General features: G+C 35.5%; 21 protein-coding genes. 7 read left to right on the forward strand and 14 right to left on the reverse strand.

Annotation, left to right across the window (positions count from 1 at the left end; genetic code table 11):
• Window positions 1-384 precede the first annotated feature (384 nt).
• Both HJG58_RS09740 and HJG58_RS09745 read right to left on the reverse strand, forming a co-directional pair.
• Window positions 385-600 carry a hypothetical protein gene (locus tag HJG58_RS09740; protein ID WP_170248726.1) on the reverse strand — a complete coding sequence of 72 codons (216 nt, stop codon included), beginning with the start codon at window positions 598-600 and terminating at the stop codon, window positions 385-387.
• A gap of 194 nt (window positions 601-794) precedes the next feature.
• The gene (locus tag HJG58_RS09745) at window positions 795-1259 is read right to left on the reverse strand and encodes a MarR family winged helix-turn-helix transcriptional regulator (protein WP_170248727.1); all 465 of its coding nucleotides are present in this window, start codon (window positions 1257-1259) and stop codon (window positions 795-797) included.
• A 751-nt stretch (window positions 1260-2010) separates the two neighbouring features.
• On the opposite strand from HJG58_RS09745, the gene HJG58_RS09750 reads away from it, so the two are divergent.
• Window positions 2011-2514: a peptidase associated/transthyretin-like domain-containing protein gene (locus HJG58_RS09750; RefSeq protein ID WP_170248728.1), complete on the forward strand. Its 504-nt coding sequence runs from the start codon at window positions 2011-2013 to the stop codon at window positions 2512-2514.
• 60 nt (window positions 2515-2574) lie between these two features.
• Here HJG58_RS09750 and HJG58_RS09755 read toward each other — a convergent pair whose 3' ends face one another.
• From HJG58_RS09755 to HJG58_RS09770, 4 genes are all read right to left on the reverse strand, one after another.
• Window positions 2575-4293 (reverse strand): fructose-specific PTS transporter subunit EIIC, encoded by a 1719-nt coding sequence (locus tag HJG58_RS09755; RefSeq protein WP_170248729.1) that lies wholly within the window; start codon window positions 4291-4293, stop codon window positions 2575-2577.
• Complete coding sequence (gene pfkB / locus HJG58_RS09760; protein WP_170248730.1) at window positions 4280-5227, reverse strand: 1-phosphofructokinase; 948 nt, start codon at window positions 5225-5227, stop codon at window positions 4280-4282. Before pfkB ends, HJG58_RS09755 begins: the two co-directional genes overlap by 14 nt.
• Before the next feature lie 15 nt (window positions 5228-5242).
• Window positions 5243-8095 (reverse strand): phosphoenolpyruvate--protein phosphotransferase, encoded by a 2853-nt coding sequence (gene ptsP, locus HJG58_RS09765; protein ID WP_170248731.1) that lies wholly within the window; start codon window positions 8093-8095, stop codon window positions 5243-5245.
• 314 nt (window positions 8096-8409) lie between these two features.
• On the reverse strand, window positions 8410-9270 hold the full coding sequence (locus HJG58_RS09770) for an alpha/beta hydrolase family protein (RefSeq protein ID WP_170248732.1): 861 nt from the start codon (window positions 9268-9270) through the stop codon (window positions 8410-8412).
• Window positions 9271-9413: 143 nt separating this feature from the next.
• Between HJG58_RS09770 and HJG58_RS09775 the strand changes: the two genes are divergently transcribed.
• Window positions 9414-9899: a hypothetical protein gene (locus tag HJG58_RS09775; protein WP_170248733.1), complete on the forward strand. Its 486-nt coding sequence runs from the start codon at window positions 9414-9416 to the stop codon at window positions 9897-9899.
• Here HJG58_RS09775 and HJG58_RS09780 read toward each other — a convergent pair.
• From HJG58_RS09780 to brnQ, 3 genes are all read right to left on the reverse strand, one after another.
• Window positions 9896-10150 carry a hypothetical protein gene (locus HJG58_RS09780; RefSeq protein WP_005068965.1) on the reverse strand — a complete coding sequence of 85 codons (255 nt, stop codon included), beginning with the start codon at window positions 10148-10150 and terminating at the stop codon, window positions 9896-9898. The two genes, HJG58_RS09775 and HJG58_RS09780, sit on opposite strands and share 4 nt — an antisense overlap.
• Window positions 10151-10409: 259 nt before the next feature.
• On the reverse strand, window positions 10410-10829 hold the full coding sequence (locus HJG58_RS09785) for a GlcG/HbpS family heme-binding protein (protein WP_170248734.1): 420 nt from the start codon (window positions 10827-10829) through the stop codon (window positions 10410-10412).
• Between the two features lie 189 nt (window positions 10830-11018).
• Complete coding sequence (gene brnQ / locus HJG58_RS09790; RefSeq protein ID WP_170248735.1) at window positions 11019-12320, reverse strand: branched-chain amino acid transport system II carrier protein; 1302 nt, start codon at window positions 12318-12320, stop codon at window positions 11019-11021.
• 352 nt (window positions 12321-12672) lie between these two features.
• Between brnQ and map the strand changes: the two genes are divergently transcribed.
• Window positions 12673-13467 carry a type I methionyl aminopeptidase gene (map, locus tag HJG58_RS09795; RefSeq protein ID WP_170248736.1) on the forward strand — a complete coding sequence of 265 codons (795 nt, stop codon included), beginning with the start codon at window positions 12673-12675 and terminating at the stop codon, window positions 13465-13467.
• A gap of 48 nt (window positions 13468-13515) precedes the next feature.
• On the opposite strand, the gene HJG58_RS09800 is transcribed toward map, so the two are convergent.
• A complete protein-coding gene (locus tag HJG58_RS09800; protein WP_170248737.1) occupies window positions 13516-14415 on the reverse strand; it encodes a LysR family transcriptional regulator in 900 nt (299 codons plus the stop codon).
• 242 nt (window positions 14416-14657) lie between these two features.
• On the opposite strand from HJG58_RS09800, the gene HJG58_RS09805 reads away from it, so the two are divergent.
• On the forward strand, window positions 14658-14981 hold the full coding sequence (locus HJG58_RS09805; protein WP_125740062.1) for a hypothetical protein: 324 nt from the start codon (window positions 14658-14660) through the stop codon (window positions 14979-14981).
• Window positions 14982-15028: 47 nt separating this feature from the next.
• Here HJG58_RS09805 and grxD read toward each other — a convergent pair whose 3' ends face one another.
• Window positions 15029-15370: a Grx4 family monothiol glutaredoxin gene (gene grxD, locus HJG58_RS09810; protein ID WP_002120913.1), complete on the reverse strand. Its 342-nt coding sequence runs from the start codon at window positions 15368-15370 to the stop codon at window positions 15029-15031.
• Between the two features lie 227 nt (window positions 15371-15597).
• Between grxD and HJG58_RS09815 the strand changes: the two genes are divergently transcribed.
• Window positions 15598-16806, forward strand: coding sequence for an aspartate aminotransferase family protein (locus tag HJG58_RS09815; protein WP_170248738.1), 1209 nt, complete (start codon window positions 15598-15600; stop codon window positions 16804-16806).
• A gap of 57 nt (window positions 16807-16863) precedes the next feature.
• On the opposite strand, the gene HJG58_RS09820 is transcribed toward HJG58_RS09815, so the two are convergent.
• From HJG58_RS09820 to HJG58_RS09830, 3 genes are all read right to left on the reverse strand, one after another.
• A complete protein-coding gene (locus HJG58_RS09820) occupies window positions 16864-17295 on the reverse strand; it encodes a CBS domain-containing protein (RefSeq protein WP_170248739.1) in 432 nt (143 codons plus the stop codon).
• Window positions 17296-17442: 147 nt separating this feature from the next.
• The gene (locus tag HJG58_RS09825; RefSeq protein ID WP_025470625.1) at window positions 17443-17817 is read right to left on the reverse strand and encodes a DUF2750 domain-containing protein; all 375 of its coding nucleotides are present in this window, start codon (window positions 17815-17817) and stop codon (window positions 17443-17445) included.
• 411 nt (window positions 17818-18228) lie between these two features.
• Window positions 18229-18462 (reverse strand): SEL1-like repeat protein, encoded by a 234-nt coding sequence (locus tag HJG58_RS09830; RefSeq protein WP_002121063.1) that lies wholly within the window; start codon window positions 18460-18462, stop codon window positions 18229-18231.
• A gap of 216 nt (window positions 18463-18678) precedes the next feature.
• On the opposite strand from HJG58_RS09830, the gene HJG58_RS09835 reads away from it, so the two are divergent.
• Both HJG58_RS09835 and HJG58_RS09840 read left to right on the forward strand, forming a co-directional pair.
• Window positions 18679-19038 carry a hypothetical protein gene (locus tag HJG58_RS09835; protein ID WP_170248740.1) on the forward strand — a complete coding sequence of 120 codons (360 nt, stop codon included), beginning with the start codon at window positions 18679-18681 and terminating at the stop codon, window positions 19036-19038.
• 99 nt (window positions 19039-19137) lie between these two features.
• The gene (locus HJG58_RS09840; protein ID WP_002120920.1) at window positions 19138-19464 is read left to right on the forward strand and encodes a hypothetical protein; all 327 of its coding nucleotides are present in this window, start codon (window positions 19138-19140) and stop codon (window positions 19462-19464) included.
• Window positions 19465-19562 lie beyond the last annotated feature (98 nt).

Raw genomic sequence — 19562 nt, forward strand, 5'->3', positions numbered from 1 at the left:
TGCTGGCATATACAATTTAGATTGGGTGAAAGATAAACAATTAAATTGATTGAAAAATGATTTATGAAGGAAGTCTAATGTAATGATGAAAAGTAGTAAATTAAAAAATTAATAAATTTGATTTATCAAATTTTATTCACAATATATAAATAAAGGTATCCTAAACAGAGTTTAAATAAATACAATAAGCACTATTAAGTTTACAAAAGTAATATAAAATAATAGCTTATATTATCGTAAAATTCTTTTGTCAAAAAGGATATATATTTCCTTTTTGTGCATTTTATAGCCTACATTTTCCCCAAGATGTAGGTTTTTTTTATTCATAATTTTTAGTTTTTATAAACTAAATCTATATAAAATAAAAAAAGCCAAAAAGGCTTTTTATACGATTTCTGGTTTTTTCAACTGTTGTTGAATGTACAAGTTCATATAGTATTGTTCGATATAATCATCGGCGTAGTTGTTTGCTAAGGTTTTTGTTGCCACTTGCTCATGTTTTAAATAGCAGTTTGATTCAAGCTCTTTCTCGAGTACCCACCAGCTACGGTTAATACGACGTACCTGAAATTTGTCACTTTTGTATTTTCTTTTAGCCATTTTCCGAAATTTGCTATTCAGTTATTGAAAGAGAATTTCTACTGGACTTAAGAGCTCAAGTCAACAGATAGAAGGTTAATTGATTATTTTATGTGGGATGCTATTTCTCTCAATATCAAAGTAGAGACATTAAAATAGTTAAGCTCTCGTAATGAGAGCTTAACTATTGCTTATAAATAGATTCTTATTTCATCTTAGCGAGAAAGGTTCTTTAAAAGTAATTTTAAACTTTCCATCATTTTTTCTAACTGCAAAGGAGTAATACCTTCAAAAGACTGTTCAAGTACTACACTGGTTAGGTCATTGATCTTATTGATCATTTCAGTGCCTTTTTCTGTAAGTACTACACGAGTAATACGACCATCAGTCTGGCAAGAGTAGGTCTTAACCAATCCTTCATCTTTCAAACGATAAACAATTTTTGTGGTGGTCGACATTTTTGAAATAATCATATCTGAAAGTTCAGAAACACTCGCATGAGGCTTGCTGCTTAAGGCCAACATAATGCGTCGACGTGAGTTATCTAAACCATATTTTTTTAAAGCATTATCAATATTTTGTACATACTGAGCATGTACTTGAGTAATCCAATAATATGGAAAATCTTCAAGAGTGAAAGATTCTGTTGTAGGTAAAAAACGCGCATACTTCTTTGTCATTGACTTTTCCCCATACCTTGGTGGATCGCATTTCTGGTGAACTATCTTTAATAGTTGAAAAATATAGTTTCATCAAGCAAGTTATATCAGGACTTTACTTGTTGAGCAAAAGTTATATAGCTTCACTTAACAATGACATGGTTTAACTGTCCTTATCTTTATGAATACCACTTTACTTTGCATAGACTGCAAATATTCTTCCTCTATAATCAAAGATTATTAAAGGTTCATACTGCTTATCAGGGCCTGACCTAAAACTCTTTGAACAGATATATGAGATTACATCTAAACTTGCTTGCTCGTTAATTGAACGATGTTGCTTGCAAAGGCATCGTAGAAAAAAAATTATGATTTGACCGTGGCATTGAACGAGAAAGTTTTTGTCTCTAAAGTCATAACTATGAAAAATTAATATATTTAAATAATAAATATTTATGTATATCAATGGTTTGTATTGTTTTGATATTGGTAAAATTTACCATACATTTAACATGAAACATCTATTATTTAGTAAAATAAAATCAGCCTTATGTTTCAAGTATTTGATTTTTATTAATAAATTTCAACAGTAATTTGAGATAATGAGCTATTGAAATAGAGCTATTTTTATCTATAAATTATAATTTTAATAATATTTATGTTAGTAAATGTTCAATAGTTAATCTAAAGAAATGTATTTTAATTGTTATTTTTTGTTTCATTTATTATAGTGCGCGTTCCAATAAATATTGATAACTCTTTGAGCTTAATGATGAAAAAATTACTAATTAGTTCGTTGATTGCATTAACTGTGGGAATTAATGGTTGCGCAACTATAGTTTCTGGTTCTTCTCAAACACTTACTTTCACTAGTGTTCCAGAGTCTGCGACCATTGAGATTAAAAATCGTAAAGGAATAAAAATCCATACTGGACAAACTCCAGCAACCGTAAGTTTGAAAAAGGGAGCAGGCTATTTTAAACCAGAAAGTTATCAGGTCACTTTTAGTAAAGCAGGTTATCAAAGTAAGACTGTAGAAGTTACGGGTACATTAAGTGGATGGTATTTTGGTAATATTCTTTTTGGTGGGCTAATTGGCATTTTAATTGTAGATCCTGCAACAGGTGCCATGTTTAGATTAGCTCCAAAAGATGTAAGCGCAGTTTTAGAATCGCAAAATTTATCTACTAAGTCGCAAAAAGAACCATCTTTAACTGTAATGTTGGCAGAAGAAGTGCCTGCACACATTATGGCAAGAGCTGTTCAAATCAAATGATATAAGTTCTATAAAATGAATGACTATTAAAAAGGGAGAATTTATTTTCTCCCTTTTTAATTATGAAATAGTTGCTGTTTTATCTTCTATTTTTTTCTTAACAATAGCATAGCTTATGCCTGTAACCACACTCCCAGCAGCGATTGCAGCAAGGTATAGCCAAGCATGATTAATTGCATTTGGAATTAAAAGAACAAATACACCGCCGTGAGGAGTAACTAACTCGCAATGGAATAATGCAACAAGTGCGCCAGTCACAGCTCCACCTAAAATACATGTTGGGATTACACGCATAGGGTCTTTAGCTGCAAAGGGAATAGCACCTTCAGAAATAAAACATAAACCTAATACAAAAGCTGCTTTACCTGCATCTTTTTCTCCTGTACTAAATTTATTTTTAGCAATGAAAGTCGCAATAGCCATACCAAGAGCAGGGACCATACCACCGGCCATCGTGGCTGCCATAGGCATATAAGTATTTGTAGTCAGTAACCCCACAGTAAAAGCGTAAGCTGCTTTATTGATTGGACCACCCAAATCAATACACATCATGCTTGCTAATATAATTCCCATTAACACGGCATTTGTTGTACCCATGTTGTTTAAGAAATCTTTCATTAGCTCAAAAATATGCGCTACGGGCTGTCCAACCACATAAAACATGATAAGGCCAACAAATAATGTACCTAATAACGGAATAATTAAAATGGGCTTAAGTGCTTCTAAACTTGTAGGAAGTTTGAGTTTTTTTGCAATAAAAAGTGCGATATAGCCTGCAAGAAAACCAGAGACAATACCTCCTAGAAAACCTGCTTGTAGCTGAGAAGCGAGTAAGCCTCCAATTAAACCAGGTGCGAGACCAGGACGGTCAGCAATTGAGTAGGCAATATAACCAGATAACATTGGAACCATAAGCATAAATGCTGCGGCCCCGATTTGTTTTAATATGGCTGGTAAGCTGCCTGCTTGCTCAGCTGCATTGAGACCAAAGCATAAAGAGAGGGCAATTAAAAGACCTCCTGCCACCACCATTGGTAACATATAAGAGACACCTGTTAAGAGATGTTTATATACGCCAACTTTTTCGGCTTTATCTTTATTTTCTGTAGATGTTTGTTGCTTACCTTGTTCTAAAACTTGCGCATTACTGATTGCCTCGGCGAAAGCTTTATCTGTTTGCTTTAGAGCAAAACCTGTACTACATCTATAAACACGTTTACCTACAAAACGGTCTGTATTAACTTCAATGTCAGTCGCAAGAATAACGATGTCTGCATCAGCAATAGCTTGAGGTGATAAGATATTTTTTGCGCCAACGGAACCTTGAGTTTCTACTTCAATATCATAACCGTGTTTTTCTGCACCTTGCTGTAAAGCTTCGGCGGCCATAAAAGTATGCGCAACGCCCGTAGGACATGCAGTGATCGCAACAAATTTTTTAGCTGTAGATGCTGATAAGCTATTATCATTTTGCCAGTCTTGAGCAGACTTAAAATGATCTAAAGCAGTTTGAAGAGCTGACTGAGCATCACTTTTGATCTCTTCAATATTAATAAAAGATAAAGGGTGCGTACCAAAAATATTAAGATTTTTCGGGCGTTGTCCAACAACGATAATTTGGTCAAAGCTTTCATTCACTTCGAATTCATCAAGTGAAATAATGCTATTTTGATAACCCTGTTGGGACGCGACTTGTGCAAGCTTACGAGCTAAAATCAAAGCATTGACTTGCTGTTGCGGACTATTAATAACAAATAATAAACGTTTAGCAGTTGGCATCAGATTCACTCAATGAATTGATTGTTGTTTGGGCTTTTAATTGGTTTAGCTTTTCAGTATTAGGAATACGAAAGCCTACTTGTGTTACAGCGTGACTTGCAATTGCTGTAGCAGTTTTTAATGTTTCTTCAGCAGAGAAGCCACTCAATAAGCCATGAATCATACCTGCTAAAAGAGAGTCACCCGCACCAACTGTACTTTTAACTATTACTTTAGGTGCTGTGGCATGAAGTGGGTGAGTGTCATGTAACCAGTTTACACCGTCTTCACCCATCGAAATAACGACATGTTCAATTTTGGCTAGGTTTTCAAAAAGCATTTTTTGTTCAGCATAGGTTGTAGCAGGAAGCTGATAACTTTCTACTAACTCATCTGTATTTGGTTTAATCATCCATGGCTGACATTCAATGGCAGCAACCAACGCTTTACCACTTGTATCTAGTGCAACTTTTTTCCCTTGCGCTTGAATAAGTTTAATAAGTTGTTTTAACTCATCAACACTAAATCCCTGCGGAAGGCTTCCAGCAATAGCAACCACATCTACCAGAGGCAAAATCATTTCAATTTTTTGGAAGAGGTGCTTCTTATCTAGTTCAGATACGAAAAAACCTTTTCCATTTAAATCCGTCATACGTCCTGAATGTTCAGCAATTTTTATATTTTGGCGAGTTTCACCTTCAATATAAATAAATTCAGATTGAAATTGAGCTTCTTTAAAATGGTCATCGAAAATCTGTCTATTTATTGCTCCTAGAAAACCAGAAACAACAACTTCATGCCCCAAATCTTTTAAAACTTGTGCAATATTTAAACCTTTGCCTGCCGCATGTATTTCTACAGATTCTTGGCGGTTTACTTCACCTATCTGTAACTCATTGAGTTGTATAGTCACATCAATTGCAGGATTTAAAGTAATTGTTAAAACTTTAGCCATTACCATTCCTAATCTTTACATTTCTTGTTCGGATAACTGACGTACAGCAGTAGCGCTATCACATTCAAGTGCACGCTTTGCAAGCACTTGAGCTTGGCTATAGTTAAGTGTACGAATTTGGGCTTTAACCAAAGGAATACTATTCGGTGACATACTAAGCTCATCCACCCCTAAGCCCATTAGAATGGGCACAGCTTTTGGATCGGCTGCGAGTTCACCACATATACCAACCCATTTGCCATACTTATGTGCAGCTTTTACAGTTTGATCAATCAATTGCAAAATACTTGGGTGTAGCCCATCTGCTTCTGCCGATAGAATAGGGTGTCCACGGTCAATGGCTAATGTATATTGAGTTAAGTCATTTGTTCCGATACTGAAAAAGTCCACTTCTTGTGCGAGGATAGGTGCAAGTAAAGCAGCAGAAGGAACTTCAATCATGATCCCAATTTGTAAGTCGGCGCATGGATATGTCGCTTTAACTTCATCAAGAATAGCTTTTGCAGCACGCCATTCTTCTACACGTCCAATCATTGGAAACATAATTCTTAAAGGGCGGTCATCTGCAGCTTTAAGCAGAGCAATAAGTTGTTGACGCAACAGCTCTGGCTGTCTTAGCGTTAAACGAATACCTCTCAATCCTAAAAATGGGTTTTCTTCTTCAGCAATTGGAAGGTAAGGGAGTGGTTTGTCACCACCTACATCTAGCGTACGTACTACGAGGGGACGGCCTGCAAGAGCATCTAAAACGATGCGATAATCTGCTTCTTGGGTAGCTTCACTCGGAGCACTACTATGAGCCATAAAAACAAGTTCAGTCCTAAGTAGGCCAATTGCTTCGGCACCACATTCTACTGCATGAGGGGTCGCTTGAACTTTTCCTAAATTGGCAGCAATTTCGATTTGGTGTTGATCCAGTGTAATCGCGGGTTCGTGGCTATGACGTTCAGCTTCTTCACGAATTTTTTTCTGAAGCTCTCGCTCTTGTTTCGCTTGTTCGATTTGTTGAGCATTAGGATTTAAGATAAAAGCTCCAGTATCTCCATTAATTAAAAGAGAACTTTTTTGCTCAATATCTAGTACTTGATCGCCAGCGCCAACAATTGCAGGGATACCTAGAGCACGAGCAACAATAGCACTATGAGCGCTTGCACCACCTACGGCGGTCAAAATACCTGCTACACGATCTTTATTAAGGCGGGCTACATCACTTGGTCCCACGTCATACATGATCAATATATAAGGTTCTTTAGGTTCTTCAATGATGACCTCACCGCAGAGTTGAGCCAAAACGCGATCACCAATATCACGTAAGTCTGTAGCACGCTCAGCTAATAATCGATCTGGTAAAGCTGCTTGCTCTTTGGCTGCTGCTTCAATATGCTCATGCCAAGCAGCAGGAGCAGAAAGATTTAGGTTAATCTTTTGATAAACACCATTAATAAGATCTGGGTCATCAAGCATTTCCAAATGTGCTTGGAAGATTTGCTTAATTTCAGCCACTTCAGATTTTGCAATAACTTGGTGAATATTGTTTTTAACTGCGTGAAGTGCAATATCAAGTTTTTCTTTTTCTGCTTTGACACTTAAGCCCATGCGTTCATATTGGTAAACCTTAGGTTTAATTACATGTACAGGGCCAAAAGCTAAACCGCTTGAAGCAGCAATTCCTGTATTTGTGCTAAGTGGTTTTGAATGGCTTGGGATTTCACTAGATTGCTCTACTTTGATGTCTGAAGATTTTATAGGTTCAACTTCTTCACCTAAGCCTTGTTGCACTGCCAGAATAACTTTATCTAAAGCTTCAACTGCATCCGTTTCTGGTTCAGCAATGAAACGTAAAGTTTGGCCGCGTTTACAACCTAAAGCCAAGAGACGTGTCAAACTTTTAGCTGAAACAAAATTGCCTTCATCTACTGCGACTTGGATATCACCTTGAAAACTTTTTGTTAAGTTTACTAAATGAGTTGCTGGTCGAGCATGTAATCCATGTGCATTAGCGAGTACAACAGAACGGTGGGGCCAATCGGGAATAACATCTGCACCAATGATTTTAGCAATTTCATTTGGTGCTTGTGTTTGGTCTAATTGTGCAATTTGCTCTGGATTAAACAGAATATCAATCAGTCGATTAAATCTCTGGCTATCTAATTGTTCATTGGCAGCTATACAAACTAGCGTATTTAATTTTTGTCCGCCTAGGTCTAAAGCATGGCGGGGCTTTACAATACTGATTGCTGGTTGTTGAACAAACTTACTGCTTGAAATAGACCAGATTTGATCTTGTAGTTGAATAACTTGATCAGGGTCAAGTGAACTTAGAAAACCGCACTTTACGAAATTGTGTTTTTTTAGAATCTGAGAAGCAGACCAAAATAAATCTTCAATATCTTGAGATTCAATTTCAGTTTGAATTAAATTCTCATGTAAAGTTAAAGATAATGGTTGAGCTTGTAAGATTTCAATAATTTGTTCAGGTTGTTTAGCATTTTTTACCTGTTCACTTACATCATGCATTAAAGCTCGAGTTAATATTTGTAGAACTTGTAAATGTTCATCAGATTTTGCTGCAATCACGACAGCTAAATAAATTCTGTTTTCACCATCCCATATTATTCCTTCTGGAAAGTGAGCTAAACGGATACCTGTTTCTAAAATAAATTCGCGAGATTGGGGGGTACCGTGGGGAATAGCAATACCTTGACCTAAATAGGTGGCACTTTGCTGTTCCCGATTGATGAGTCCTGTAATGTAGTTAGGTGTAACTAACCCATCTTTTACCAATATATCTACTAGACACTGTAATGCATGCTTTTTATCAACAGCATGTTGATTCATATGAATATGTCGAGGCTCTAGTGCTAGCATACTTATCCTTGAACAATTTCTTTGGTTTAGCTAAACAGAAAAAAAGAAGCTGTTTGTATTAAAAATAGGTTAGTTTAACCGTTTTTAAACAACAGCTTCGTATAAATAACGATAGCAGAACTTTAAAGCTATATCGACGTATTTACGTAAAAAATGCTTGTTTTTAATACAAAGGAATGGGTGATTAATATATTTTAATTTCTTATGATAATTATTAGGTTAATAAAGTAACTTTATAAAAGAAGTGGGTAATAATATTAAAAAACCTCTATACCGGATTACGGGTATAGAGGCAAAAGTAAAAGATGAATAGGTTAGTATTGGATTTCCTGTTCTAAAAGTGACCATAAGTTTTGGTGTGATTTTTTAAACATTAGCATGTGCCCAATTGATTTATGCCCAAGTTTCACGGGATTTAGCTCTAGCATTTTTGTGGGTGCATTAGGATAAAGTTTTAATAAATCTTCAACGTTACGCTTGGTTGCAATTTCATCGTCACTTGCCCAAATAGAAGTAATAGGGCAGATAATTTCAGTATGAAAATCATGGTGGATTGTTTTACCAATAGCATTTTTCACATAGCCAGGATGGCTGCAAAATTCTCGCCATTGTTGGGCGACTTTTTTAGGTAAGTTTTCTCCCATTCCAATAAATTGAGTAGCACCATAACCTTTAAAAGCACTAGAAATTGGAAATATGACATTGAACATTACTGGTGCTAAAAACTTGGTTTTACCTTTAAGACCTTTTACATGGCCAGTGGAACCTGCGACCGCGATAACTTTTGCTACTTTATGAAAATTAGGCACAATTCCTAATAACTGTCCTCCAGCACTATGGCCAAGAAGAGTAACTTGCTGTGCTTCGGTTTTCCCCAGTAAGGTATCAATTGCACAAGGGATATCAAAAACTCCCCAATCATTAATACTTGCAGTACTTTGCTTTAACGGCCCATGCAATGAATCTCCAATTCCACGGAAATCAAAGCTTAATACATCATAGCCTTGATGACTTAACCAGTTAGCAAAAGAATGATAAAAGTTTTTGGTAATACCTGTTGCCGGACAGATCAACACGGGATTTGCTGACTTTGGGGATTGAGCTGGATAAAAATGTGCTGCAAGTTGATAACCGTCTTTGCAGGTCATCCAAAATGATTCAAAAGTGTTATCCATAATATTAAGTAAAGATTGGTTTATTGATGACTTTAAATTTACATGAGTTCCAAAATGAAACTTGATTAAAATGTGACTGCAAAGTCAATATTTATGTTATATAGCTCATTAAATTTTCAATAAAACGAATAATTGGAAAAAAGATGGATTTATCGAAAGCTGTACAGCTTGCAATTGTGTTTAGTGGCGTATTTTTATGGATAGGGATGTTAACTGGGGTATGGAAATATTGGCAAATACGCCGTTCAGCATTAAGTCGTGCGCATTATTATGTGGATATCGCTCATCGAAGTAGTTTGCTCTATGCAGCTGCTACCCTAATTCTAGCTGTATTAAGCTATTATACTGTTTTAAATGAAAATATTGCTCTGTTGTGTGTATTCGCAAATATTTTATTTTTTAGCCTTTCAATTTTGGTTTATATCATACACGGCTATTTACAGGATACGACAAATCAATTTAAACGTCCGCACAAGTTAGGTCGTTTTAGCTTGCCTTCATGGCTAATGTCTTTGATGATGTTAGGATTGATTGTGACTGAACTAGTAGCTACGGCTATTTTAGTTATCGGAACAATTTTTTTTATTTTTAGGTATGTAAAAATGGATGATCGCTCATCCATTTTTTAAGTATTCGAGTTTTGTTGACTAAGACGTCTTTTAGCTAGTTTTCGCATCTTATGATCGACAAAGGCCCACACACAAAATATGAAAGAAACAACCATCGCATACATAAAGTATTCGGGTTTCAGATTTCCTTTAATCATACCTTGAAACAGTAAAGTCAGCATAAGAGCAAGCGGTGTTACTCCATAAACAACTGAATCTTTGCTGTTCAGAGTGTTAATGAAGACTTGTTTGTTGAAATGTAATGATAACATCTCCATCCCTCCTTGTGGTTGCGCTAAAACCGAATGTTTTAGTCAAGAATAAGTTTAATGTTGTACTTCTATTTTTAGTTCAATTCAATAGTCAATAGAAAAAATTTTAAGCAATTTTATAAAAAGCTCTATGTTTATAAATAGTTAAGGTATAAAAAAGGTAAATATTAAATATTTTTGTATAAAATGTATAATATTTTTGAAAAGAGAAATATTTAAGTGAAAATTATAATAATTTCTCTTTTCTGCAAGAATTGGTTTAATTACTTTGTTTTTTCAAAAAAGTATCAATCGCATGTTGAGCAATTTCTGCATCTTCAAAAGATTGAACGCCAGAAACACCAATAGCCCCTAGAATTTGGCCTTCATAAATAATTGGTTTTCCACCTTCTAACATTCCTTGCGCGCTAGGCATGCTTAAAAAACCTAAGCGCCCACTTTGTAGTAGTTCTTCATAGAATTTTGAAGGTCTACCTGATATTGAAGAACATTTTGCTTTTTCTAAACATAAATGTGAGGATAAAGGTGAAGCGCCGTCTAATCTTTTCATAAATAGTAGAGAACTTGTTTCATCAACAATAGCGATACTGACTTTAAAGTTGTGCTCAATTGCATATTTTTGAGCTTCTTCCATTAAAAACTCTGCATCGGCTTGTGTGAGGTAATATTTACTTTTCATTGTTGCTCTTCTTTCCCAGTAAGCTAAAAATTATTTTAGTGTAATTTTACAGTAAAAAATGATTATATCTATAGTTGATTTGTCATTGAAAGTAGTGTGGAAATAAAATGCCGGTTGGGTAAACTCAGCATTTTATTCAATATATAAAATCATGTTTGGGTAAAACTCGATTTCAAAAGAGACACTAAATTAAATGTTTTTAAATTTAACTTTGTCGATAATTACGGTAATTGCTAGAACAATTAAAGATGGGATCAACCAAGCTAAGTTTTGTTCATTTAAAGGTAAGTGTTGAAGAAATTCAGGTAAATAATCTCCAAAACCAGCAACTTTAATACCGTCAATAATACCGAAAATTAAAGCAATACTTGTTACCGAACCGACAATAAAAGAAGGTTTTTGCCAAAATTTCCAAAAGAAGCTCAGCATAATCACAACAATTGCAGGGGGATAAATTGCGCTTAAAACAGGTACTGATACAGCAATAAGTTTGGTTAATCCAAGATTAGAAATAATGAAAGAGAAACCAACTAAAATGAATACTAAAAGTTTGTAAGGCAATTTAGTTAACTGTGCAAAATACTCACCGCAAGCACAAGTTAAGCCAATCGCTGTCACCATACATGCCAGAAAAATTAGGCCAGTTAAGAATAATGAACCCATATTGCCAAAAGCATGTTGAACATATGCATGTAAAATTACTGCACCATTTGCTGCATTTGGCGCAACTTCGTGACTACCTACACCTAATTTGAATAAGCTTAAATAGACTAAAGTAAGACCTGCACCGGAAATAAGGCTGGCAATAATTGCATATTTAGTTACTAATTTTTTATCAGTAACACCACGCGAATAAATCGCTTGAATAATTACGATACCGAATACTAGTGCGCCTAAAGTATCCATAGTGAGATAACCATTTACGAAACCTTCCGAAACTGGAGATGCAACGTAATGGTTGATTGGAGCAGGAACATAACCCGCAGGAATCATAACTGCTGCAATGCCTAAAATTGCTAAAGCAATAATTTTTAGAGGGGCCAGTACATGTCCAACTGTATCCAATAACTTGTTAGGATAAAGTGAAACTACAGTTACAAAAGAAAAATAAATTGCGCTGTAAATTAAAAGGCTAGTACTTGATGTCCCAAAATAAGAAGAAAAACCAATTTCGTAAGAAACAGTAGCTGTACGTGGAGTAGCAAATAAAGGGCCTACTGATAAATAACAAACTACGGTTAAAATCAGACTTGCTACACGACCTAAAGGAGAGCTAATAATTTCAATGGAACCCTGCATACGAGAGAGTGCCATGATGGTAATTACGGGTAAACCAACTGCAGTAATCAAAAAGCCTATAGCGGCTAGCCATACATGATCACCGGCTTGTTGAGCGACAATGGGAGGAAAGATAATATTGCCAGCCCCAATAAAAAGAGCAAAGGTCATAAAACCTAGGGCAATAATATCTCCAGTACGAAGATGTTGCATAAATTAAAATTAATAAAAAAGAAGGAATTTTAGAGCAAAAGAGATCATGATCAAGCGGTATTTTATGTGAAAAAGATTTTTTTCAGAGCATAAAAACCTTTAGTAGATATTAAAAATATCAACTGGTTAAGGTATCTAATTGAAAAACCATTGAAAGAAATTAGGAAATTATTTTTTATATCTGACTTTTTAAAGAAATTATGCAAGAATAAAAATATAAATTTCTATTATGACTGTTGAATATTTGGGCATATAAAGCTTCCAGCCTATCCTATATCCGTTCTAAAATATTCTAAATTAACTTACATTTTTGTAGGTATTGTAAAAGCAGTATCTACGAGGATAAAACCGAATGAGAGCTTCTACTGTTACAATAAAAACTGAACAAGATCTAGAAAAGTTAAGAGTTTCTGGACGTCTTGCTGCGAAAGTTTTAGAAATGATAGGGGCATATATTAAACCAGGTGTATCTACTGAATATTTAGATAACCTGTGTAATGACTATATTGTAAATACTTTAAAAGTTATTCCTGCGAATGTGGGTTATCATGGTTTCACTAAAACAATATGTACATCAGTAAATGAAGTTGTTTGTCATGGGATACCATCACCCAATAAAATTTTAAAAGATGGCGATATTATTAATATTGATGTTGCCATTATTAAAGATGGCTATTTTGGTGATACGAGCCGTATGTATTTTGTGGGTAATGTAAATCCACAGGCAAAAAAACTTGTCGAAACAACATATGAGGCAATGGTTGCAGGTATTCATACTGTTAAGCCCGGAGCTACGTTAGGCGATATTGGCTATGCTATTCAGTCGGTTGCTCATCGAGAGGGATATAGTATTGTCCGCGAATATTGTGGACATGGGATTGGTAAGGTTTATCACGAGCAACCCAATATTTTGCATTATGGGCAACGCGGACAAGGCATGGTCTTAAAGAAAGGTATGGTATTTACTATTGAACCTATGATTAATGCAGGTAGGCCACAGGTAAAAGAGTTAAATGATGGATGGACCGTCGTTACTCAGGATCTTTCGCTATCTGCTCAATGGGAACATATGGTTGCAGTAACAGATACTGGCTTTGAATTATTAACGCCTTGGCCGGAAGGTGTAGGAAACTACCCTACAATTTGAATAATAAAAAAGTTCGATAATTGTCGAACTTTTTTATTTTCATTCATTTTAATGCTCGGAAAGATGTTCTACCAAATAATCAATAAATACTCGTACAGCAGGTAGTAACCCTCGGCGTGATGGATAAACTGCATGGAATACACCATGTGGTGCTTTCCATTCGGGTAAGATTGGTAGGAGTTGCCCAGATTTTACAAAATCTTCTGCTGCGCTCTCAGGTAATAAAGCGATGCCACAGTTTTGACTCGCTAATTGCGCCAACATATGGATATTTGTACCCATTACGATAGGACTGACTTTGATTTTCTTTTGCTGATTGTCTGGACCGTGCAAAAGGAATTGTTGATCAAGATGCTCTTCCGACAAACTTAAAATGCGATGCTCACTAAGTTGTTCTGGATTTTTTATATCTCCAAATTCATTTAGATATGCCTGACTTGCAAATAGACTCTGTTCAATAAGTGCAAATTGTCTAAGAACTAAACTTGGATCGTCATCAAGTTTTGAGCGAACACGTAAAGCAATATCAATTCCTTCATTAATGACATCTACTCGACGATTGCTGACCATAAGTTGCAAACGAATTTCTGGATATTTTTTTAAGAAAGCAGGCAAAATTTTAGGCAGTTGATTTTGAGCAATATCAACAGGAACACTAACCTTTACAACACCTCTAGGTTGAATGCTTAGATGATCAACCAAATCATGAGCAGCTTGTGCAGCATTCATCATGACTTGAGCATGTCTATAAATATCCATCCCAATATCTGTAACAGCAAAATGACGAGAGCTGCGTTGAATCAGGCGAACACCTAAGTTTTCTTCTAGGCTATATACACGACGACTTAGTTTTGATTTTGGTATATCCGTTACACGCTCAGCGGCACTAAAACCACCATGCTCAACGACGAGAGCAAAACAATAAAAATCATCAAGATCAGTGAGCATTAAAATATCCTATTTCTGCAACAACCATGATTTTACATTATTATTTTTGCAACGATAATTCTTAAACTAAATTTTTTGTAATTAAAACATATACTAAGATATTTCCTTTAACTGAGAATTTGAAATTATATTGTCATTACAATGTAATTTTATTGTGTGTTTTTTGATGAGTGGTTCTAGCCTTTTCTAGAACTTTCAATTAATTTCTTTTACACTAGAATTTTCTATTCTTTTCAAATCTAATGCATTATCAATTGATTGAACTTAACGATGCTTCTGCGAATATTGAATGTCCATTTTGCAAACAAGCAATAATTGACTGGGCGCAAGAACAATATATTCAGCCATGTGAACATACTTTATTTATTGCTATGGATTTGGGGTTTGAATTTATTGCTGATCGATTTGAAGAGTGTATGAATCAAAATGTGGATGAGTTGCACGAAGATCCGAATATGAATATTTTTGAAGCTCTCACGACAACAACTTATGAAAATCTAATTATTTTAAAATCTGATTTAGGTGTGGAAAATTTATTTCGCTATGTTGGCGTAAGTGATCGTTGAAATTGAGAGTATAAAAAAGCCAATCTATTGATTGGCTTTTTTATTATTTACGCTTCTGGCGCTGCGCTGTATTGCTCAACTAATGGTTTTAATTCGCCATTTTGGAACATTTCGAGCATGATATCGCTACCGCCAATAAGTTCGCCATTTACCCAAAGTTGCGGGAATGTTGGCCAGTTCGCAATTTTTGGTAAGGTTGCACGAATATCAGGGTTTTCCAAAATATTTACATATGCAAATGGACGACCAATTTGACTGAGCGCCTCTACAGCACGTGCAGAGAAACCACATTGTGGAAACTGTGGAGTGCCTTTCATGTAAAGTAAAACGGGATGCTTCGCAATTTGATCGCGGATTAACGCTTCAGTATCACGTGCTTGTTCAGTCATAAAGAGATCCTCAACTAATCTAGCAGCATTATAGGGGGTGTTTACATCGCTTTGCAAACCACCTGATTACTTAAAGTTGCATTGAATATTCAATATTTTATTGTATAAACCGAAGTGATAGCGGAAAGCGGACGAAATTTTAGATAAATGAGTGATGAGACTTTTCATCAGAGCTAGTTTTTGCTTATATAAACCCTTCCTAAAACCTCATACAGACAGAGTTCGTTATGAATGATATTACCCTAGCTCCAATACAACCTGATCAACCATCACATTTAATGGCTACTTATGGTCGCCAAGCGATCAGTTTTGTACGAGGCCGAGGAGCATATCTATATACCGAAGATGGCACTGAGTATTTAGATGCTTTAACCGGTATTGCTGTATGTGGTTTAGGTCATGCGCATCCAGTCATTGCAGAAGCAATTGCTGAACAAGCTGCAACACTTGTGCATACAAGTAACTTATTCGAGATTCCTTGGCAAACGGCAGCTGCTCAGAAGCTTGCTGAAGTTTCGGGGATGGAAGAGATCTTCTTTTCAAACAGTGGTGCTGAGTCAAATGAAGGTGCCATTAAAATTGCTCGTAAATTTGGTACTCAACAAGGTGTAAGCTCCCCAAAGATAATTGTGGCAGAGCAATCATTTCATGGTCGTACTTTAGCAACACTTTCAGCTACTGGTAATAAGAAAGTACAAGATGGTTTTGCTCCTTTAACCAAGGATTTTATTCGCGTGCCATTTGGTGATGTAGAAGCAATTCAAGAAGCTGCTTTACAGCACCCAGATATTGTTGCGATTTTGATTGAACCTATTCAAGGTGAGGGCGGTATTAATACAGCACCTCAAGGCTTTAGCTATCTTGAAGAAGTCCGCACCATATGTAATCAACATAACTGGCTAATGATGCTAGATGAAATCCAAACAGGTAACGGTCGTACCGGTAAGTATTTTGCTTATCAGTATACAAACATTGTGCCTGATGTTTTGACGACTGCGAAAGGACTTGGTAATGGCTTTCCAGTAGGTGCGGTAATGACCCAAGGTAAAGCTGTTGGCTTATTAGGACCTGGTAGCCATGGGTCTACTTATGGTGGCACAGTGCTAGGTTCTCGTGTGGTTTATACAGTAATTGATACAATCCAAAAAGAGAATGCTGTAGAAAACGCGGCAGTTGTTGGTGGTTATATTGTTGATCAATTACGTGCGCAATTGGCACATAAAAATGTGCAAGTACGTGGCTTTGGTATGATGATTGGTATTCAATTGCCTAAAGACTGTGCTGAGCTCGTTGCAATTGCTCGTGATCAACACAAGCTTATTATTAATGTTACAGCTGGTTCTGTAGTGCGTTTATTGCCACCAATTAATATGACTCAAGCACAGGCTGATGACTTACTAGAGCGTTTAGTCGCTTTAATTAATAATTATCTTTAAGTTTTTTATATCAATAAAAAATGGGCATATAAATGCCCATTTTTTTATGCGAAATAATTAACCAGAAATGTACTGTTTTAACTGTTCAATGAGATTTTTCTGATCTTCCATTGCTGCTTTTACTAAGTCACCAATAGAGATAAATCCAACTAGTTTTTCATTGTCTAATACAGGTAAGTGACGTAAATGACGATCTGTCATGAGCTGTAAACATTCTTCAACCGTGTTATTTAAGCTTACTGTAAGTACTTTGGATGTCATAATTTCAGCGACTGTGGTGCTATATGATGAACGTTCCATAAGCGTTACTTTTCGCGTGTAGTCACGTTCAGATAAAATTCCGACAACTTTTTCTCCTTCAGCTACCACGAGTGCACCAATCCCTTTATCAGCCATGATCTTAATTGCTTCAAGGACAGTGGCTTCTGGAGAAATTGTAAAAATATCTTGCTCTGATTTGTTCGTGATTACTTGTGCAACGATTGTCATTTCTTCTGTCCTGTGTTTTATCATTTTGATTTAAATTAGCTTGATTTTATAAAAATGCAAAGACTTGATAGTCATTCAAATACAAGTTTCACATTCAAGCGTTCAAAAAGCATTCTATATTGATCAGTAGGAAACTAAAGAAAAGTTTTATGCTCCTTGCCAATGCGGATGTTTGAAAAAGAAATGTTGCATTTGCTGTGTAGATAACTTTAATTTTCTATGAGATGAATTAAACAAAGCAGGAGTGACGTTGAGTCGAGTTAAAGTTGGTAGTAAAGACTCATGGAAATCTTTAGGTGTAATTCTTCTTGGTTTGTAATGTGGCCAATGCTCTTTTGCGTAGCGATGTGCCTGCAAACCATTAAGCCAAAAAGGAAAAATAAAGTCTTCCTGATCTGATTTAATTGCCCATCCTTGATGAAATAATCCCCAAAGAACCCCGCAATACATCATGGTTCTTAAAATATAAATCTTAATCATCAAGTCTCTTGAAACCGGTTGTAGATTACTTAAACTTTTCATTGTGAATTTAAAGGTTCTAACTTGTCTTGCTTATTATAAAAAAATCAGATGACATTTCAGTTTAAACAGGTATCAAATCGTAAACAAATATTCCAACTGTGAAATTCATGTCCTTTACTTAAAGCGGCTAAAGCCTATGGTGTAATACAATACAAACCAAGTCCGTAGTGAATTATATTTAGAGAAATTTTTATTCAGGCATAAAAAAACGCCACCTGAGCCATGACTGAAGTGGCGAAGTAAGGCTTTAGACAAATTGATAACTTTGGGTTTTTTACAGGTATAGAAAAACGCCACCTGAGCAAAACAAAGCGATTAAAGCTTTAGTGAAGCGCAAGAAGAGATAAGGGATAAATTGGTTTATATCAAATTTTTACAGACATAAAAAAACGCCACCTAAGTGACGTTTCTTTATGCTTGCATTGTGGCTAACTTTTGCCAATATTGTGCTTTAAGTGAGTCACGTTCAACACGGAAACCTTGATAATACAATTCTGCTAAAAACAGAGCAGCTTTACCGTGCCCAGCGCGAGCAACTTCTTCTAACTGTGCAACCGCATCCTGAAAATTCATTTGAGAGTGAATTGTGTTTACTGCAGTTGCGTACACATGTTCTAAATCATGATGAGAGATACGTTGAATCATAGAAAACTCCTTATTGTAATTATGATTACTTTTTCTAAAGGCCACTGCCTTTAAATTAATTTAACTTAGAATTATTAAACTAATATTACAAATTAATGGATTTGTCAACTATTGGTGCATACCAGTTAATTCACTATTAGGATACATGATTAAACATTATTCACAAATAATTTTGAGTAAAATCAATATGAGAATAAAAGACAAGGAGAATAAAATATGACAAATACTATTGATGGCTTTGTTTTTGATACTCCACCAAGAGAGGAACAAATCATAGAACTAGCCCATTATCATCGTAAGCTATTAGACGAAGCGATCTTTCATCAAGAGATCCATTTAGGGGATTATTGTCTTGCTCAGCGCAAAAGGGTATTTGACTTTGCACGGCATTTGGAACCTTCACAAAAAAACTGGTTTTATCAAGTTTATGATGGTGAACTGAGAAAAATCGCCGACGAAGATGAACTGCATCCAGCAGATGCTGAAGAAGGGTTAAGTATTTTTGCGATGTTTTTAGTCTTGGTGATTATTGCAGCAATTTTATACTTTTCCGTTATTCGTTCGCTAATAAGCTAAGTATTATGATCCAGTAAGGTATGATTCTTGGCCTTACTGGATGTTTGATCTTGTGCTTATGAGTATTGAACCCTACACTACACTAATTCGAGGTAGGTCATGCTCATATTCAAACAAAATTTTCTTAAATTAAAGTCTGAGTTAAAAGTTGATCAATGTTTTAACCTATTTGTGGTTATTGTCATTGGTTGTATTTTTGTGCTGTCATATTTAGCATTACTTCGGCCTATTAGTCCGGAACAATATCAACGAATTATACAACTCTCTCATCAGGCCACTTATCCTAAAACTCAGGATATGGCTGAGCTGCTAATAGCTCAATCTGAAATTCATAGAGCAGAGTATTTAAAGTTAATGCATGCATATCAATTTGAAGGTGCTCATATTAGACAATATCCAGCACTTGCTCAGGAAGATACTCAGTAAATAGGTTAATCAGGTTAAATCTTGGTTTCCAAAGCTTTTTGAGCACTATTGTGACAGGCAAAATTTTGAATTTATGCTAAACTTTATCTTTTTAAACA

The organism is Acinetobacter geminorum (assembly GCF_013009345.1).
Classification (GTDB): Bacteria; Pseudomonadota; Gammaproteobacteria; order Pseudomonadales; family Moraxellaceae; genus Acinetobacter; species Acinetobacter geminorum.

Coding starts and splice junctions, on each gene's coding strand:
- HJG58_RS09740 (WP_170248726.1), bottom strand. CDS start 600: ATGGCTAAAAGAAAATACAAAAGTGACAAATTTCAGGTACGTCGTATT.
- HJG58_RS09745 (WP_170248727.1), bottom strand. CDS start 1,259: ATGACAAAGAAGTATGCGCGTTTTTTACCTACAACAGAATCTTTCACT.
- HJG58_RS09750 (WP_170248728.1), top strand. CDS start 2,011: ATGAAAAAATTACTAATTAGTTCGTTGATTGCATTAACTGTGGGAATT.
- HJG58_RS09755 (WP_170248729.1), bottom strand. CDS start 4,293: ATGCCAACTGCTAAACGTTTATTATTTGTTATTAATAGTCCGCAACAG.
- pfkB (WP_170248730.1), bottom strand. CDS start 5,227: ATGGCTAAAGTTTTAACAATTACTTTAAATCCTGCAATTGATGTGACT.
- ptsP (WP_170248731.1), bottom strand. CDS start 8,095: ATGCTAGCACTAGAGCCTCGACATATTCATATGAATCAACATGCTGTT.
- HJG58_RS09770 (WP_170248732.1), bottom strand. CDS start 9,270: ATGGATAACACTTTTGAATCATTTTGGATGACCTGCAAAGACGGTTAT.
- HJG58_RS09775 (WP_170248733.1), top strand. CDS start 9,414: ATGGATTTATCGAAAGCTGTACAGCTTGCAATTGTGTTTAGTGGCGTA.
- HJG58_RS09780 (WP_005068965.1), bottom strand. CDS start 10,150: ATGTTATCATTACATTTCAACAAACAAGTCTTCATTAACACTCTGAAC.
- HJG58_RS09785 (WP_170248734.1), bottom strand. CDS start 10,829: ATGAAAAGTAAATATTACCTCACACAAGCCGATGCAGAGTTTTTAATG.
- brnQ (WP_170248735.1), bottom strand. CDS start 12,320: ATGCAACATCTTCGTACTGGAGATATTATTGCCCTAGGTTTTATGACC.
- map (WP_170248736.1), top strand. CDS start 12,673: ATGAGAGCTTCTACTGTTACAATAAAAACTGAACAAGATCTAGAAAAG.
- HJG58_RS09800 (WP_170248737.1), bottom strand. CDS start 14,415: ATGCTCACTGATCTTGATGATTTTTATTGTTTTGCTCTCGTCGTTGAG.
- HJG58_RS09805 (WP_125740062.1), top strand. CDS start 14,658: ATGCATTATCAATTGATTGAACTTAACGATGCTTCTGCGAATATTGAA.
- grxD (WP_002120913.1), bottom strand. CDS start 15,370: ATGACTGAACAAGCACGTGATACTGAAGCGTTAATCCGCGATCAAATT.
- HJG58_RS09815 (WP_170248738.1), top strand. CDS start 15,598: ATGAATGATATTACCCTAGCTCCAATACAACCTGATCAACCATCACAT.
- HJG58_RS09820 (WP_170248739.1), bottom strand. CDS start 17,295: ATGACAATCGTTGCACAAGTAATCACGAACAAATCAGAGCAAGATATT.
- HJG58_RS09825 (WP_025470625.1), bottom strand. CDS start 17,817: ATGAAAAGTTTAAGTAATCTACAACCGGTTTCAAGAGACTTGATGATT.
- HJG58_RS09830 (WP_002121063.1), bottom strand. CDS start 18,462: ATGATTCAACGTATCTCTCATCATGATTTAGAACATGTGTACGCAACT.
- HJG58_RS09835 (WP_170248740.1), top strand. CDS start 18,679: ATGACAAATACTATTGATGGCTTTGTTTTTGATACTCCACCAAGAGAG.
- HJG58_RS09840 (WP_002120920.1), top strand. CDS start 19,138: ATGCTCATATTCAAACAAAATTTTCTTAAATTAAAGTCTGAGTTAAAA.